Source organism: Advenella faeciporci (genome assembly GCF_014652395.1).
In the GTDB taxonomy this organism is placed as follows: Bacteria; Pseudomonadota; Gammaproteobacteria; order Burkholderiales; family Burkholderiaceae_B; genus Advenella; species Advenella faeciporci.
The window spans coordinates 168992-182613 of the sequence record NZ_BMYS01000003.1 but is presented as its reverse complement, the minus strand read 5'-3'; the positions used below and the strand labels follow the sequence as shown (position 1 = coordinate 182613).

Below are 13622 nucleotides of genomic sequence, written 5' to 3'. Positions count from 1 at the left end.
GTGGCATGATGCAGCAAATATTGCAAACACGTGTATTGAAAAAAACCATGCTGTCTGATCGGGTGGTGGGTTTGACGCTGGGCCTGGATAATGGCGCCGCATTGCCTGCCTGGGAGCCGGGGGCGCATATTGAACTGGAACTGGCCGCGCCGCACACAGAGCCTTTGTATCGTCAGTATTCGCTCTGTGGCCAGCAGGATAATACCCATGCATGGCAAATCGCAGTGCTGAAAGATGAGGCCAGTCGTGGTGGTTCGGTTTTTATTCATGAGGTGTTGCAAGAGGGTGATGTAGTACCGGTTAGTGCCCCGAAAAATCACTTTCCATTTGCTGCCAATAAAAAGTGTTTATTTATTGCCGGCGGGATTGGTATTACACCCATCGTGCCAATGGTAAAGGCCGCAGTAGCGGCCGGTCTGGACTGGCAGTTGCTGTATTTGGCAAGAAATACGTCTGATTTTATTTTCCTTGAAGACCTGCAGCAACTGGATCGTTCGCGTATTAAAGTACATGCCTCGGATGTTGAGGGGCAGTTTGATTTGCAGAAAACCCTGATGGCACAGGACGGGCAAACCACTGTGTATTCCTGCGGGCCACAGGGCTTGTTGAGTGCCCTGGAGCAATATCAGCAGGAACAGAAAGAGCTTGGCTGGAAACTGGTGCTGGAGCGTTTTGCCGTTGAAGCCGATGCAAGCACCTTAACCGGTAACCGTTTTACCGTAACCTTGCAAAAGTCGGGTAAACGCATCACGGTTGACAGTCATGAAACCATTCTGTCTGCCTTAAAGCGTGAAGGCATCAAAGTGAAATGTTCATGCCAGAACGGCACTTGTGGTACCTGTGAAACCGTTGTGATTTCAGGTCAGCCCGAGCACCGGGATTTTGTGCTGTCAGAAGAGGAACGGGAGTTGAACGAAACCATGATGATTTGCGTGTCACGCGCCAGATCAGCTGAATTGGTGTTGGATTTATAACAATAAACAAGGAGCAGGAAGAATGAAGAAAGTAGTGGTAACAGGCGGCTCGGGTCGTGTTGGTTCGTATGTGGTGCAGCAATTAATGAAAACCATGCAGGTGGTGGTGGCAGACTTGAAACCCAGCCAGCATGCAGTGGAATTTATTGAAACGGATGTGATGGATCTTGAAGCGGTACGGGCGGCCACCAAAGATGCCGATGCCGTGATTCACTTGGCCGCCATTGATTTTGACTGGAAGGCGCCTGAAGAACAATACATTAATGTGAATGTACGTGGTACCTGGCATGTGTTGCAGGCCTGTCGCGACAATGGCGTGAAAAAAGTGGTGCTGTGTTCCAGTATTTCCGCCTGCGGTCTGTCAGAGATGCGTGCTGACTGGAAACCGCAATACCTGCCGGTTGATGAAGCCCATGAAAACAAGCCCTATCAGGCTTACAGCGTGAGCAAAATCATGATGGAGCAAATGGCAAAAAGTTTTAGTGATGCCACTGATATGGAAATTATTTGTTTGCGTCCATTGGCGGTGGTCTTGCCAGAAACCATTGAAGAGTACATCAAGTTTGTTGATGACAAAGACCGTCACTGGCTGTTTTACTATATTTGGGCAGCCGATCTGGCGCGCGCTTTTGAGGCAGCGGTAAATCTGCAGGGCTTGCGTTATGGTGTGTTTTTCATTAGTGCCGATGATACTTCGCATCCGCTGCCAACCAGCGAGTGGTATCAAAACATTATTGGTTCGGTACCTGAAATTAAAAACCCGCGTTGGTATCAGAACAATCCGCGTGCATCGATTTTCAGCAGCAGTGCGGCCAAGGAAATATTGGGCTGGCAACCCAGCACTGATTTCAATCAATTGCGTGAAGCATACGCGGTGGCAGAAACTACGGTTTAACAGTTCAAGTTTAATTTATTAAAAATTCAAGGAAGGAGATTTATCATGACCGGCATTAAAACAGGTACTTTGGACTGGACTGGCGATAACCCGTTTATTTATCTGAAAACCGATCCTGACCAGGAGTGGTCTTCCCTGTCACTGTACTTTCGTATTGCCAGTTCAGCCCATGGCAGTGGCCAGGCTATTCTGGTGCTTGATAATCCTTACGAAGAGGGCAGTGGCGAAGAAACCCGCTTGCTCATCACCAATAACAAACCGCTGGCCGACTATCTGGTAAGTGATTTTGTGCGTTATTTTGGCCTGTTCCGCAAGGCAGTGGCCTTGGATAAGCTGAAAGTGATTGATGATGGTGTTTTCAATACGGTTAACCGTTTTCCCGAGATAGTGATTGAATCGGTGGAGTCGGCCAGTGCCGGGGTGAAAGTCGAGATGGAATGGCACCAGATGACGCAGCCGGCCATCTGTGTTGATTTGCCACAAAGTGAAACCCAAACCCAGAAGCATGAAATGATGTGTGTGTTCCATCCGGCGCAGCGTGCCCGGGTGCTGGTCAATGGAGTGCCGTTAGCGGGCAACACGATTGAACGTGACTTTAACGGTACGCGTGCGCAATCGGCCAGCCTGGCCAATAGTGAAACCTGGGTCCGAGTGGCCTGAAGGGGGAGAGAAATGGTTCAGCATGTCAATCACAGCCCCTCAAAAACGGTCAGGCCGTTCTGGACAGGGGTCAGGCAACTAAAACAGGTGTTGCCACAGCAAACGCGTCTGGTTTTGCATGCCGGGCCACCTTTTCGTAACGTATCCGAGTTGCCACAAGCCATTCTTAACTCGGTGCTGGTCGGCATTCAGTATGAAGGCTGGGCACCCGATAAAGCCGCTGCGCAGGCACTGCTGGAAGAGGGGGGCGTACAACTGGCACCGGCGCAGGATTATGACGTGGTCGTGCCACTGGCCGGTGTCGTGACACCGTCCATGTATATGATTGAAGTCAGCAATGCCGGGCAGCCTGAAAATAAAAAATACTCGGTGCTGAATGAAGGCATGGTTTGGTGTACCCGTTTGGGTATTGATGGCGAAGAAATGGTGCCACACCTGCGCTGGCTGCATCAGGATCTGGGCGCCAGGCTGGCGGCCGGTTTTGGGGGCAAGGTTGACCTGGCGCCTGTTTTGCAAGCCTCTTTGCTTAATGGTGATGATGGTCATGCGCGTACCATGCATGCCTCACGTTTGCTGGCCGATATCATTGTATCGTGGGGCATTGATGACGAGCAAAGCAAGGCTTTCCTGTATGGTGCCATGGCATGGGCCCTGAATTACTGGATGGCCGCCAGCGCCCTGATTCTGGCGACACAAGAACAGCCTGAAGGCCTTGATCCCATTGTGAAAGTGGGTGGAAATGGTTTACGGTTTGGTTTGCAGCTGGCCGGTTCGCAGACCTGGCTGGTGACTGATGCTCCGGTGATTGAAGGGAATAAAGAGGCCGCCAAAGCGCACGCACAGGCACTGGGTGCCCTGGGTGACAGTGCGGTGATTGATTTTGTGGGACTGGGTGGGCAATGTCTGGATCTGGCCAGTTTAAGTGCCCGGAATCTGCAGGGATTTTTGCCGGAAGACTATCTGACCCGTCAAAGCCGTTTCCTGAAAACCAGCTTGCCATTTTTAGGTGGGCGTGCCGGTATTACCGATTTCAACAGCGTCATTCAAAGCGATACCGGGCCCCTGGTGCTGCTGGGCATGATTGATGGCAGTGGCCGGCATGGACGTATTGGTGGCGGGGTTGCCACGGTGAATGCCGCATTATTGCAATCCCTGGAGGAGTGGCAAGATGAAACAACAATGGTTTAAGCGACCCCTGCATCAATTGCTGCGTGCCCTGAATTCGGATGAAACCAGTTTGCCGGAAGTGGTGGCGTCATTCTATGAACGCATTGCCAAACGTGATGGGCAAATTGGTGCCTGGCAATATCTGATTGATCAGGATGACTATTTGGCTGAATATGAAAGCCGTCGCGAGTTCTACGATGCGTCACCCTTGAAAGGCTTGCCCTTTGCGGTCAAGGATGTGATTGATACCGCTGACATACCCACCACCATGGGTTCGGTCATTCACCAGAATCGCATTCCCGATATGGATGCTTCTTGCGTAACGGCCATGAAGGCAGCAGGTGGTATTTTAATGGGTAAAACGGTGACTACCGAGTTTGCCTATTTTCAGGCAGGTAAAACCAATAACCCGCATGACCCTGAGCGAACACCGGGAGGTTCTTCCAGTGGTTCAGCTGCGGCGGTGGCCGATTATATGGTACCCATTGCCTTTGGAACCCAAACGGCAGCGTCTGTTATCAGGCCCGCTTCATATTGTGGTTGTGTGGGTTATGTTGGCAGCAAAAATGAATTTTCACTGCGTAACATCCAGCCACTGGCGCAATCCCTGGATTCACTGGGTATCATCAGTAATGATGTGCTTGATACCATTCTGGTGCGTAATATACTGCTGCACAAGTCTTTGGATCCAATGCCGCAGGCAAATGGCATGCCTTATGTTTTTGGCGTGTTTTCAGGTCAGGTGCTGGGGCCCATGCAAGACCCGATGCTGGAAACGCTCGCAGGCTGTCAGCAAGCGCTGGTCGGGCAGGGGTTAAAGAGCGTGAGTTTTCCTTTGCAGGATACCGTGGTTGAATTGACTGCACTGCATGGGCAAATCATGGCCTATGAGGTTGCCCGTAATTTGGTGTACGAGCAGCAGTTTGACACGCTGGGTGAGCATATGCAGACACTGGTTGCAAGTGGCCTGGATTTGCCCTATAACGATTATATTGCAGCGCTGCAAAAAGCGGATAGCCTGAAACAGGGACTCATGCAATGGTTTGAGACCAGTGGGGCGGATTTCATTCTGGCGCCGTCGGCATCAGGCGTTGCACCTTATAAAACCGAAGGTACGGGTGCGCCATTCATGAGCCGCGCATGGCAGCTTGCCGGTTTGCCGGTGGTATCTTTACCTTTGGGTTACTATCAAAAAATGCCAATGGGTTTGCAGCTGATTGGCAAACCTCATCAGGATGATGGTTTGCTGTTGCAGGCAAGGCATTTGCAACAATTGTTTTTAAGTGAACAGGCAGCGGCCCCGGTGTAATATTGCTGTAGCGCTTTCAGTTTTAAGTTTAAACGTCCTGTTTTTATGGGACGTTTTTTTATTGGTTCTGCAATGATCCAAATTCCAGGCGCAAATAAGTGCCTGGCAGAAGGAATGTTTTTTTCCTCATTCCCATGCTCTCTGCGTTTCTCATTACCATGCTCTCTGCATTCCTCGTTCCCATGCTCCGCGTGGGAATGCATCCAGGCTGTTTACAGGCGTGGCAAGACGTATTTCTCAAACAGCCATTTCAGGCCATAAAGTGCGGCAACAATAATGCACACGATTGACAAGAAATCGGCACTGAAAACATTCTGCTGCTTGTGTGGCAGGGCCATGTAAACATTTTCATTGGCTGGCCTGGCGTGCGTCATGGGTGTGGCGGACATGGGCAGTTCGGCTTCTAAAATAACGTATTTACCGTCATTGGCGGCCTGCAGTAATAAATGCTTAACCGGAATGTGTTGCAGATCCTGTTCCTGGTTAGTGTTGCAGATGCGTTTGGTACCTTTAGCCCAGTTGTCGTTGCCCTGCGGGCAGAAAGCGGTAATGGTTTTGCCATTGCTGAAGTGAACGTTCATCCACCCTTCAGCACGTGAGGCGTGATCGCTGCTTACCGTTACATCAGTCAGGTTTATGGTGGTCATGATGTTTGTCTCTTTTGCAATAAAACCTTGCCCTGTTTTTTTGCCAGGTAAGGAAGCCAACTTTGAATCAATGATCAGATAGAACCTTATTCTATCGAAAATAGCATGAAAAGGTGCCGTTGGGGTGGCGGCATTTTGATTTGTTTTTATTGTTTTTAATATGAATCAATTAAAGATGATGGTCTGATTTTCGGGCTGTTTTTGTTGCCCGGGATTTTTTTGTCAAGTGAATTGAAACAGATAAAAAAAACAGCCCTGAAAAAACAGGGCTGATAAAGAGTCAAGAAAATATATGAGTTTGGTTAATTAATTAGCTGGCGCTCACTTTACCAAGACTGACGGCCGGTTTGGCATCATGCTCTGGTTCAGTATGGTAACGACGCAAAGGCTTGTTGGCGGTTTCTGGCATTAAAACAGTCACCCAGAAGAAGCACAGAACTGCTACTACGGTTACGTAAAATGCCGGGGCCAGATAAGTGCCTGTTTGTGCTGTCAACCAGATGGCCAGATAAGGGGCGGTACCACCAAAAATGGCAAAGGTAATGTTGTAGCACATGCTGGATGCGGTATAGCGCATATCGGTCGGGAACATTTCTGAGAGTAATGTTGCAGCCACTACGCTGGCGGCAACCTGGCCAATACCAATAATCAGCATCCCGGCAATCGCCGCTTCCAGTGAGGCGCCATTGTTCACAACCATATAGGCGGGAATGGTAAACAGGGCATGCCAGATGGCGGCAAACTGCATCATTTTACGACGGCCGACTTTGTCGGAAATGATGCCGGCAATTGGGGTTAAGGCGGTTACAAACAACAGGGCAACCATACTGGCCGTTAAGGATTGTGCCGGGGTCAGGCCAATCACGGTACGCAGGAAGGTATTCATGTAGGTTGAGAAAATATAGAATGACAGCGCATAGAGCACTACAAAGCCACCCAGTTTCACAATATTGTTACCTTCTGCCTTGAATACCTGTGAGGCCGTGTAGCTGACCTGACCCTTTTTCTCGGCACGCATTTGCTGGAATTCAGGGGATTCAGACAGATGGTCACGAATGAAGAAGGCGACGACACCCATTGGAACAGCCAACAGGAAAATGGTACGCCAGCCCCAGGCACCCATGGCCTCACTGCCAATAATGGCCACCAACCCGGCACAGACGCCAGCAGCCAGGGCAAAAGCGAAATAAGTCGCGGCAGACATGGCCCAGGCATAAGAGTTGCGTTTGGTCATGGGACTGTGCTCAACCGTATAAATGGTGGCACCTGTATATTCACCACCTGCCGATAAACCCTGAATGCAGCGAATGATAACCAGCAAAATAGGTGCCCAGATACCAATGCTTTCATAGTTGGGAATAAGGCCAATGGCAGCTGTAGAGCCAGACATGAGCAATACGGTTAAAGCCAGAATTTTTTTGCGACCCAGTTTGTCGCCCAGCTTGCCAAAATAGATACCTCCCAGTGGCCGAACAATAAACGATACTAAAAATACCGCAAAGGTAGCCAGCAGACCAGCCATCTTGTCTTCGGTGGGGAAGAAGTTTTGTGCGATATAAACGGCCATGTAGCCAAATAAGGCAAAGTCGAACCATTCAACGACAGTGCCTGCCGCTGAACCCATCATTACCTTTTTAATATGGCTGGTATCGGTGTGTTCCGATGCTGCCACAGTTCCTTCCTGTTGCATGTTGATGTCTCCTCAAATTAGCAATTTTTTTGTGTTCAAATAAATCCCCGTGGGGAATAGGTTTTTATTGTTTATCTGTGAATGTATTGGTTATTTAAAATTTATTGATCAAAAAATCGAATAGTGAATACTAAACGATTGGAACAAGATAGATGTCTCCTTTTTTTTGAATGTGTATTCATAAATTTAAAAGTTTTTCTTTGTATGCCTTATTACGCATAAACAGTAAACTAATACTGTACCAGTAGTTTGTCTATTCAGTATTGGCGCGGTATTATTGATCGTAATGTTATTAATGATAAAAAAGAGTTGAGTCATGAATCCTGTTCGCTTTGATCTGCATCACTTACGCGCTTTTAAAATGGTTGCCGAGCAACTGCATTTTAAAAAAGCGGCAGAACTTTTGCATATTACCCAGCCTGGCCTGACGCGTATTATCAAGGCGCTGGAAGAGGCTTTGCAGGTTGAGCTCTTTGAACGCAGTACCCGTCAAGTCAAACTGACTGCTGCCGGTTACCTTTTTTTGCAGGAAACCGAACACGTGTTCATGCATCTGGCGCGGGCCATTGAATTGGCCCAGAAAGCCAAATTCGGGGATATTGGCCATTTGATTATTGCCTATAATGATTATGCGATTCAGGATGTCTTGCCCAATACGCTGGATCATTTCAGGCGGCAATATCCCAGTATCACCACTGATCTTCTTTACATGCCAACCCAGGAGCAAATTCAGGGCCTGCAGCAGGGCAGCCTTGATCTGGGATTCGGTTTTGCGTTTTCCGACGATCCGGAAGAGCTTGGCGTGCAGTGGAAGCCGGTGTTCCAGGATGATCCGGTTGTGCTATTGCAAAAAGATCATCCTTTGGCAGGCCGAAAGGTCATTTCGCTGGCGGATCTTGCCAATGAGCGTTTTGTGGTGGGTTCTAAAAATCACTGGCAGGTCTGGCGGCGTTATTTTTATTCTTTATGCCGTCATGCCGGCTTTCATCCAATTATCGCACAGGAGGCAAGCACGATTACCGGCATTATGAGCCTGGTGGCGGCTCATATGGGGATTGCCATTTTGTCTCAATCATTGCGTAAATATGTGCACCGGGATTTGGTGGCCATTGACCTGGCTTTATCAGGGCAATATCCGCAGTCGTACATCAGTATCATGTGGCAGGAAAACAATGCCAACCCCTGCGTGCCTTTGTTTATCCAGAACATATCAGCGGGCCTTACGATGCGACCGTCATTGACATATTGAATATTTCTCATTGATGCTTGATAAATGGTCATGATTGAACAGTGATTATTTTGCTACATTGCCATTTTCAATTACATACCTTTAGCCATGAGTACATCTGTCATTCAATTTAGTCTTGATCATGTCATGTTGCGCGTGTTGGACCTGGAAAAGTCGCTGGCGTTTTATCGGGATATTCTTGGCATGAAAGTGCTGCGCCATACCGAATATGAATCGGGCAGATTCACCAACGTTTTTTTAAGCTTTAATGAGAATGCCGAATCCAGTCTTGAGTTGACGTATAACTGGGACCGGAAAGACCCCTATGAAAAAGGCCAGGCGTTTGGTCACCTTGCATTAATGGTTAATGATATTCATAAAGCTGTAGAAAAACTGGCTCAATCCGGTGTCGGAATCAAGACGCCCCCCAAACGAATGAATCACGGGCAACGCATGATTGCCTTTGTGTTTGATCCGGATGATTATTTGATTGAGTTGATCGAGCCGATTTAATCGATTGAGCTGATTTAATTCAGTGCTTCTTTGGCCGCTTCTTCAGGTGTCAATCCCTCGTAGAATTGGTCTGTAAACCACTCGGCATTCTCTTCGATGTAGTCCTGCGCCTCACGCAGGGTTGCGCCTGCCTTTACCAAAAAGCCCTCAACTTCAATACACCATTCAATGAGTGCCACTTCGTCCGGATCGGGCGTGTTTTTCTTGCTCATGTTTTTCCTTTGCTTGAAACTAGATCAGGTTATTGGGGCGTTACATCGTCCCGCAATGTTGTCGGATGAGAATTTATATCATAAAAAAAGCCCTTGAAATAAATTCAAGGGCTTTTCAGTATCTTTGGCGGAGATGGAGGGATTCGAACCCTCGATGCGGGTATAAGCCGCATGCTCCCTTAGCAGGGGAGTACCTTCAACCTCTCGGCCACATCTCCAAAGAAAAGAGGATTCTAACCAATGCTGGCCGCTTCTGTCAACAGCTTGTAGTCGAAATGCTGCTTTTTAGCTAAAAAACAGCATTTTTCTCACTTACTCTTCAATAGCGGTTTCAGCTGGGTTGCCATCCAGGCCAAACGCCTTGTGCAGGGCACGAACGGCCAGTTCCATGTATTTGTCTTCAATCAGGACGGAAGTCTTGATTTCACTGGTGCTGATCATCTGGATGTTAACGCCTTCATCAGCCAGGGTGCGGAACATCAGGCTGGCAACACCTGCATGTGAACGCATGCCAATACCTACGATGGATACTTTGCAGACTTTTTCGTCGGTAATGACTTCGCGGGCACCGGTGGCGGGAACGATGGTTTTCTTGATGATATCAAGTGTACGTTTGTAATCGTTGCGGTTAACCGTAAAAGAGAAGTCTGTGGTGCCATCAACAGACTGGTTCTGGATGATCATGTCGATGTCGATGTTGGCATCGGCTACAGGGCCCAGAATGGCAAAGGCAACACCGGGTTTGTCGGGTACGCCCAAGAGCGTGATTTTTGCTTCATCGCGGCTGAAGGCAATACCAGAAACTAAAGCGGCTTCCATTTTTGAGTCTTCCTCGAAAGTAATAAGGGTTCCCGAATTTTTTTCTTCTTCGAGCGAAATTAAGGGGTCGGTTAACGATGACAGGACACGTACTGGAACTTTATATTTGCCAGCAAACTCGACAGAGCGGATCTGGAGTACTTTTGAGCCCAGTGATGCCATTTCAAGCATTTCTTCGAATGACACCACATTCATGCGGCGCGCTTCGGGAACAACACGCGGGTCTGTTGTATAAACACCATCCACGTCTGTGAAAATCAGACATTCATCAGCTTTAAGGGCAGCAGCCATGGCGACAGCAGAAGTATCTGAACCACCACGTCCCAGCGTTGTAATATGGCCTTCAGGGTCTATACCCTGAAAACCGGTCACGATAACCACTTTGCCGGCGTCCAGGTCTGCGCGAACGCGCTGGTCATCGATAGAGGTAATACGGGCCTTGCCGAAGGCGCTGTCTGTTTTTACGGCAACCTGCCAGCCGGTATAGCTGCGTGCGGGTACTCCCTGTGCCTGCAGTGCCATGGCCAGCAAGGCGCTGCTGGCCTGCTCGCCTGTAGAGGCAAGCATATCCACTTCACGAGGATCGGGGGTTTCTGACAGTTCCTTGGCCAGGCCAAGCAAACGGTTGGTTTCGCCCGACATGGCTGAAGGAACCACAACTACCTGATGGCCTTCTGCATGCCATTTGGCGACACGTTTCGCAACATTTTGAATGCGTTCGATGGAACCCATAGAGGTGCCACCGTATTTATGGACGAATAGAGACATCTTGATGATTGAAGTAAGTTTGCCCTGAATTGGGCCTAAAACCTGATATTCTACAACGAGTTACCTGAATTGTTATATTTTTTTTAAAATGAATGATTTATTATTGCCCACACTGGATGTTTTAGGTACGTTTGCTTTCGCTGTAAGCGGAGTGATTGCGGCCCGTCATCGAAACCTGGATTTGTTCGGGGTTATTTTTATTGCTTTTATTACGGCATGCGGTGGGGGTATTATCAGGGATCTTTGCTTGGGGATAACGCCACCGGCCAGTCTTTCCAGCTGGCGTTATTTATTCATTGCACTGCTGGCTGTGTTTTTTACCCTGGTGTTTAAAAACTGGATTAAAAAACTGGAATATCCTATTTTCCTGTTTGATGCCATCGGTCTGGGTATTTTTGCGGTAACCGGTGCGAGCAAGGCCCTGCATTATACCGGAGCATACGAGACCGCGATTATTATGGGGGTTACTACAGCCGTTGGCGGCGGCTTGCTGCGCGATGTGTTTTTAAACCGCGCTCCCATTGTGCTTGAAAAAGAAATTTATGCTTCGGCAGCCATTGTGGGTACCTGTATTGTGGTAGCAGGCAATTATTTGGGTCTACAGGAATTTTTTGTGATGCTGGCGGGTGCTACAGTGACATTCCTGATCCGGTATTTTTCATATAGAAATAATTGGAATTTGCCCCGTTTTATGGGGGATTAGCAAGATAAACAGGAGACAGGAAAAATGACAAAACATCGCGTGTTACAGGTTGGACCAGCGCCAGAGCTGGTTAGCCGGCATCTTGAGAATAATTATGATGTCTTCAGGTTGTGGGAGCAGGAAAGCGCCCTTGAAGCCCTGAAAGCGCACGGGCTGGGCTGCGTGGCTGCCGTAACCTCTGCCAAGTATGGGTTCAGGAATGAGTGGCTGGATTACTTGCCGCAATTAAAAGTGCTTAGCAGTTTTGGGGTGGGTTACGACTCGATTGATGCCGCCGAGCTGCAACGCCGTGGCATTCAATTGGGCAATACCCCTGATGTCCTGAATGATTGTGTGGCCGACACCGCCATGACCCTGTTACTGGGAGCTGCACGCGGGCTGGTTCGGGCCGATCGTTTTGTGCGTGAGGGGCAATGGCCACGAGCCGAATTTCCTTTAATGCGCAGTATTACAGGGAAAAAAGCAGGCATTCTCGGGTTGGGTAATATCGGGCAAGCGATAGCCAAAAGACTAACCGGATTTGATTGCGAAATACGCTACCACAATCGTTCAGAGAAGAAAGGCGTACCTTATCGTTATGTGTCTACTTTAAAGGAGCTGGCACAATGGAGCGATTTTCTGTTTGTTATGTGCGTTGGCGGGCCTGCCACTTATCATTTAATCAATGATGAAATTATGACGGCACTTGGACCTGATGGTTTGCTGATTAACGTATCGCGTGGCACGGTTGTTGATGAAGAGGCCATGATTAAGGCGCTGCGGGAAGGACGACTGGGCGGTGCTGCACTTGATGTGTTTGAGCGTGAACCTTATGTGCCTGAAGCGCTAATGGAAATGGATAATGTTGTCCTGATGCCGCACTTAGGCAGTGCGACCGTAGAAACCCGCCAGCGCATGTCGCAACGGGTGATTGATAACCTGGACGCCTTTTTCCGCGAAGGCAGTGTGCTGAGCAGGGTGGTGTGAGTGGGTCTGGGCAAGCCTGACCAGGCGCTGGCTGTCGGGTTTTTCGAAATGATTGAAAAACGTCTTTAAAATGACAGTCTGTAAAGCATATTCTCAGTATGGTTGACATACTTCATTTTATTCAAAAATAAAACAGTAATACACGGAGACTTACATGAATATCGGATTTATTGGTCTGGGCAATATGGGTGCCCCCATGGCGCTTAATTTGCTGAAAGCGGGTCATCATGTTTATGTCTATGACCTGGTCGAATCGACAGTGCAAATGCTGGAAGCGTCCGGGGCGGTTCGGGCAGCTTCACCTGCAAAAGTGGCCAGTGCTGACATTGACATGTTAATAACCATGTTGCCGGCTTCGGTTCATGTAAAACAGGTTTATCTGGGTGATGACGGGGTGCTGGCTGCCGTTGGCAAACAGGTGTTGCTCATAGACTCTTCCACCATAGATCCTCAAACCGCCCGTGAAGTGGCTGCCCAGGCGGCAGCCCAAGGCAATGACATGCTGGATGCCCCGGTGTCCGGTGGCACTGGAGGTGCGCAGGCTGGCACCTTGACTTTCATGGTCGGCGGTGATGAAGCTGTGTTTGAAAGGGCGCTGCCGGTGTTGCAGGCCATGGGGAAAAATATTGTCTATTGCGGTGGTGCAGGCAATGGCCAGGTTGCCAAGGTGGCCAATAACATGTTGTTGGGTATTTCCATGATTGGTGCGGCCGAAGCCATGAATCTGGGGGTTTCTTTGGGGATGGATCCTAAAGTGCTGGCTGGCATTATCAATACTTCTTCGGGCCGTTGCTGGAGCACCGAGGTTTACAACCCTTATCCGGGCGTAGTGGAAACAGCTCCGGCCTCAAGGGGATATGCGGGCGGGTTTGGTGCTGATTTAATGCTGAAGGACCTGGGGCTTGCCACCGAGGCGGCCCGGGCGGCCAAAGTGCCCGTGGTTATGGGGGCTGCTGCCCAGCAGTTGTATCAAACATTCAGCTCCCAGGGTCATGGGAAACTGGATTTTTCAGGCATTATCAAACTTTTTTCCGATAAGTAAACAGAACAGGTGTCAGGATTTGATCAGAA

At 49.0% G+C, this 13622-nt stretch carries 14 protein-coding genes and 1 tRNA gene; 10 read left to right on the top strand and 5 right to left on the bottom strand.

Annotation, left to right across the window (positions count from 1 at the left end):
• The first annotated feature begins 5 nt into the window (after nt 1-5).
• Genes IE074_RS04000 through IE074_RS03980 form a run of 5 tightly spaced genes read left to right on the top strand, consistent with a single transcriptional unit; the run spans nt 6 to nt 5005 of the window.
• On the top strand, nt 6-974 hold the full coding sequence (locus tag IE074_RS04000; protein WP_229793873.1) for a PDR/VanB family oxidoreductase: 969 nt from the start codon (nt 6-8) through the stop codon (nt 972-974).
• A gap of 22 nt (nt 975-996) precedes the next feature.
• Nucleotides 997-1869 carry an NAD-dependent epimerase/dehydratase family protein gene (locus IE074_RS03995; protein ID WP_189384160.1) on the top strand — a complete coding sequence of 291 codons (873 nt, stop codon included), beginning with the start codon at nt 997-999 and terminating at the stop codon, nt 1867-1869.
• 45 nt (nt 1870-1914) lie between these two features.
• The gene (locus IE074_RS03990; protein WP_189384159.1) at nt 1915-2529 is read left to right on the top strand and encodes an NAD-dependent dehydratase; all 615 of its coding nucleotides are present in this window, start codon (nt 1915-1917) and stop codon (nt 2527-2529) included.
• Nucleotides 2530-2541: 12 nt separating this feature from the next.
• Nucleotides 2542-3717, top strand: coding sequence for an oxamate carbamoyltransferase subunit AllG family protein (locus IE074_RS03985; RefSeq protein WP_189384158.1), 1176 nt, complete (start codon nt 2542-2544; stop codon nt 3715-3717).
• Nucleotides 3698-5005: an amidase gene (locus IE074_RS03980; RefSeq protein ID WP_189384157.1), complete on the top strand. Its 1308-nt coding sequence runs from the start codon at nt 3698-3700 to the stop codon at nt 5003-5005. Before IE074_RS03985 ends, IE074_RS03980 begins: the two co-directional genes overlap by 20 nt.
• Before the next feature lie 212 nt (nt 5006-5217).
• On the opposite strand, the gene IE074_RS03975 is transcribed toward IE074_RS03980, so the two are convergent.
• A complete protein-coding gene (locus tag IE074_RS03975; RefSeq protein ID WP_189384156.1) occupies nt 5218-5652 on the bottom strand; it encodes a hypothetical protein in 435 nt (144 codons plus the stop codon).
• Between the two features lie 310 nt (nt 5653-5962).
• The gene (locus IE074_RS03970) at nt 5963-7342 is read right to left on the bottom strand and encodes an MFS transporter (RefSeq protein ID WP_189384155.1); all 1380 of its coding nucleotides are present in this window, start codon (nt 7340-7342) and stop codon (nt 5963-5965) included.
• A gap of 316 nt (nt 7343-7658) precedes the next feature.
• On the opposite strand from IE074_RS03970, the gene IE074_RS03965 reads away from it, so the two are divergent.
• Together IE074_RS03965 and gloA are read left to right on the top strand one after the other, a co-directional pair.
• Nucleotides 7659-8591 (top strand): LysR family transcriptional regulator, encoded by a 933-nt coding sequence (locus IE074_RS03965; RefSeq protein WP_189384154.1) that lies wholly within the window; start codon nt 7659-7661, stop codon nt 8589-8591.
• An 87-nt stretch (nt 8592-8678) separates the two neighbouring features.
• Complete coding sequence (gloA, locus tag IE074_RS03960; protein WP_189384153.1) at nt 8679-9083, top strand: lactoylglutathione lyase; 405 nt, start codon at nt 8679-8681, stop codon at nt 9081-9083.
• A gap of 14 nt (nt 9084-9097) precedes the next feature.
• Here gloA and IE074_RS03955 read toward each other — a convergent pair whose 3' ends face one another.
• From IE074_RS03955 to IE074_RS03945, 3 genes are all read right to left on the bottom strand, one after another.
• Nucleotides 9098-9295 (bottom strand): globin family protein, encoded by a 198-nt coding sequence (locus IE074_RS03955; RefSeq protein WP_189384152.1) that lies wholly within the window; start codon nt 9293-9295, stop codon nt 9098-9100.
• Nucleotides 9296-9420: 125 nt separating this feature from the next.
• Nucleotides 9421-9513, bottom strand: a tRNA-Ser gene (locus IE074_RS03950).
• A 94-nt stretch (nt 9514-9607) separates the two neighbouring features.
• Complete coding sequence (locus IE074_RS03945; RefSeq protein WP_189384151.1) at nt 9608-10882, bottom strand: aspartate kinase; 1275 nt, start codon at nt 10880-10882, stop codon at nt 9608-9610.
• Nucleotides 10883-10970: 88 nt separating this feature from the next.
• Here IE074_RS03945 and IE074_RS03940 point away from each other — a divergent pair, with 88 nt between their 5' ends.
• The 3 genes from IE074_RS03940 (at nt 10971) to mmsB (ending at nt 13593) form a co-directional block, all read left to right on the top strand.
• A complete protein-coding gene (locus IE074_RS03940; RefSeq protein ID WP_189384150.1) occupies nt 10971-11585 on the top strand; it encodes a trimeric intracellular cation channel family protein in 615 nt (204 codons plus the stop codon).
• Between the two features lie 24 nt (nt 11586-11609).
• Entirely contained in the window at nt 11610-12551 is a 942-nt protein-coding gene (locus IE074_RS03935; RefSeq protein ID WP_189384149.1) for a 2-hydroxyacid dehydrogenase, read from the top strand.
• A gap of 154 nt (nt 12552-12705) precedes the next feature.
• Complete coding sequence (mmsB, locus tag IE074_RS03930; RefSeq protein WP_189384148.1) at nt 12706-13593, top strand: 3-hydroxyisobutyrate dehydrogenase; 888 nt, start codon at nt 12706-12708, stop codon at nt 13591-13593.
• Nucleotides 13594-13622 lie beyond the last annotated feature (29 nt).

Coding starts and splice junctions, on each gene's coding strand:
- IE074_RS04000 (WP_229793873.1), top strand. CDS start 6: ATGATGCAGCAAATATTGCAAACACGTGTATTGAAAAAAACCATGCTG.
- IE074_RS03995 (WP_189384160.1), top strand. CDS start 997: ATGAAGAAAGTAGTGGTAACAGGCGGCTCGGGTCGTGTTGGTTCGTAT.
- IE074_RS03990 (WP_189384159.1), top strand. CDS start 1,915: ATGACCGGCATTAAAACAGGTACTTTGGACTGGACTGGCGATAACCCG.
- IE074_RS03985 (WP_189384158.1), top strand. CDS start 2,542: ATGGTTCAGCATGTCAATCACAGCCCCTCAAAAACGGTCAGGCCGTTC.
- IE074_RS03980 (WP_189384157.1), top strand. CDS start 3,698: ATGAAACAACAATGGTTTAAGCGACCCCTGCATCAATTGCTGCGTGCC.
- IE074_RS03975 (WP_189384156.1), bottom strand. CDS start 5,652: ATGACCACCATAAACCTGACTGATGTAACGGTAAGCAGCGATCACGCC.
- IE074_RS03970 (WP_189384155.1), bottom strand. CDS start 7,342: ATGCAACAGGAAGGAACTGTGGCAGCATCGGAACACACCGATACCAGC.
- IE074_RS03965 (WP_189384154.1), top strand. CDS start 7,659: ATGAATCCTGTTCGCTTTGATCTGCATCACTTACGCGCTTTTAAAATG.
- gloA (WP_189384153.1), top strand. CDS start 8,679: ATGAGTACATCTGTCATTCAATTTAGTCTTGATCATGTCATGTTGCGC.
- IE074_RS03955 (WP_189384152.1), bottom strand. CDS start 9,295: ATGAGCAAGAAAAACACGCCCGATCCGGACGAAGTGGCACTCATTGAA.
- IE074_RS03945 (WP_189384151.1), bottom strand. CDS start 10,882: ATGTCTCTATTCGTCCATAAATACGGTGGCACCTCTATGGGTTCCATC.
- IE074_RS03940 (WP_189384150.1), top strand. CDS start 10,971: ATGAATGATTTATTATTGCCCACACTGGATGTTTTAGGTACGTTTGCT.
- IE074_RS03935 (WP_189384149.1), top strand. CDS start 11,610: ATGACAAAACATCGCGTGTTACAGGTTGGACCAGCGCCAGAGCTGGTT.
- mmsB (WP_189384148.1), top strand. CDS start 12,706: ATGAATATCGGATTTATTGGTCTGGGCAATATGGGTGCCCCCATGGCG.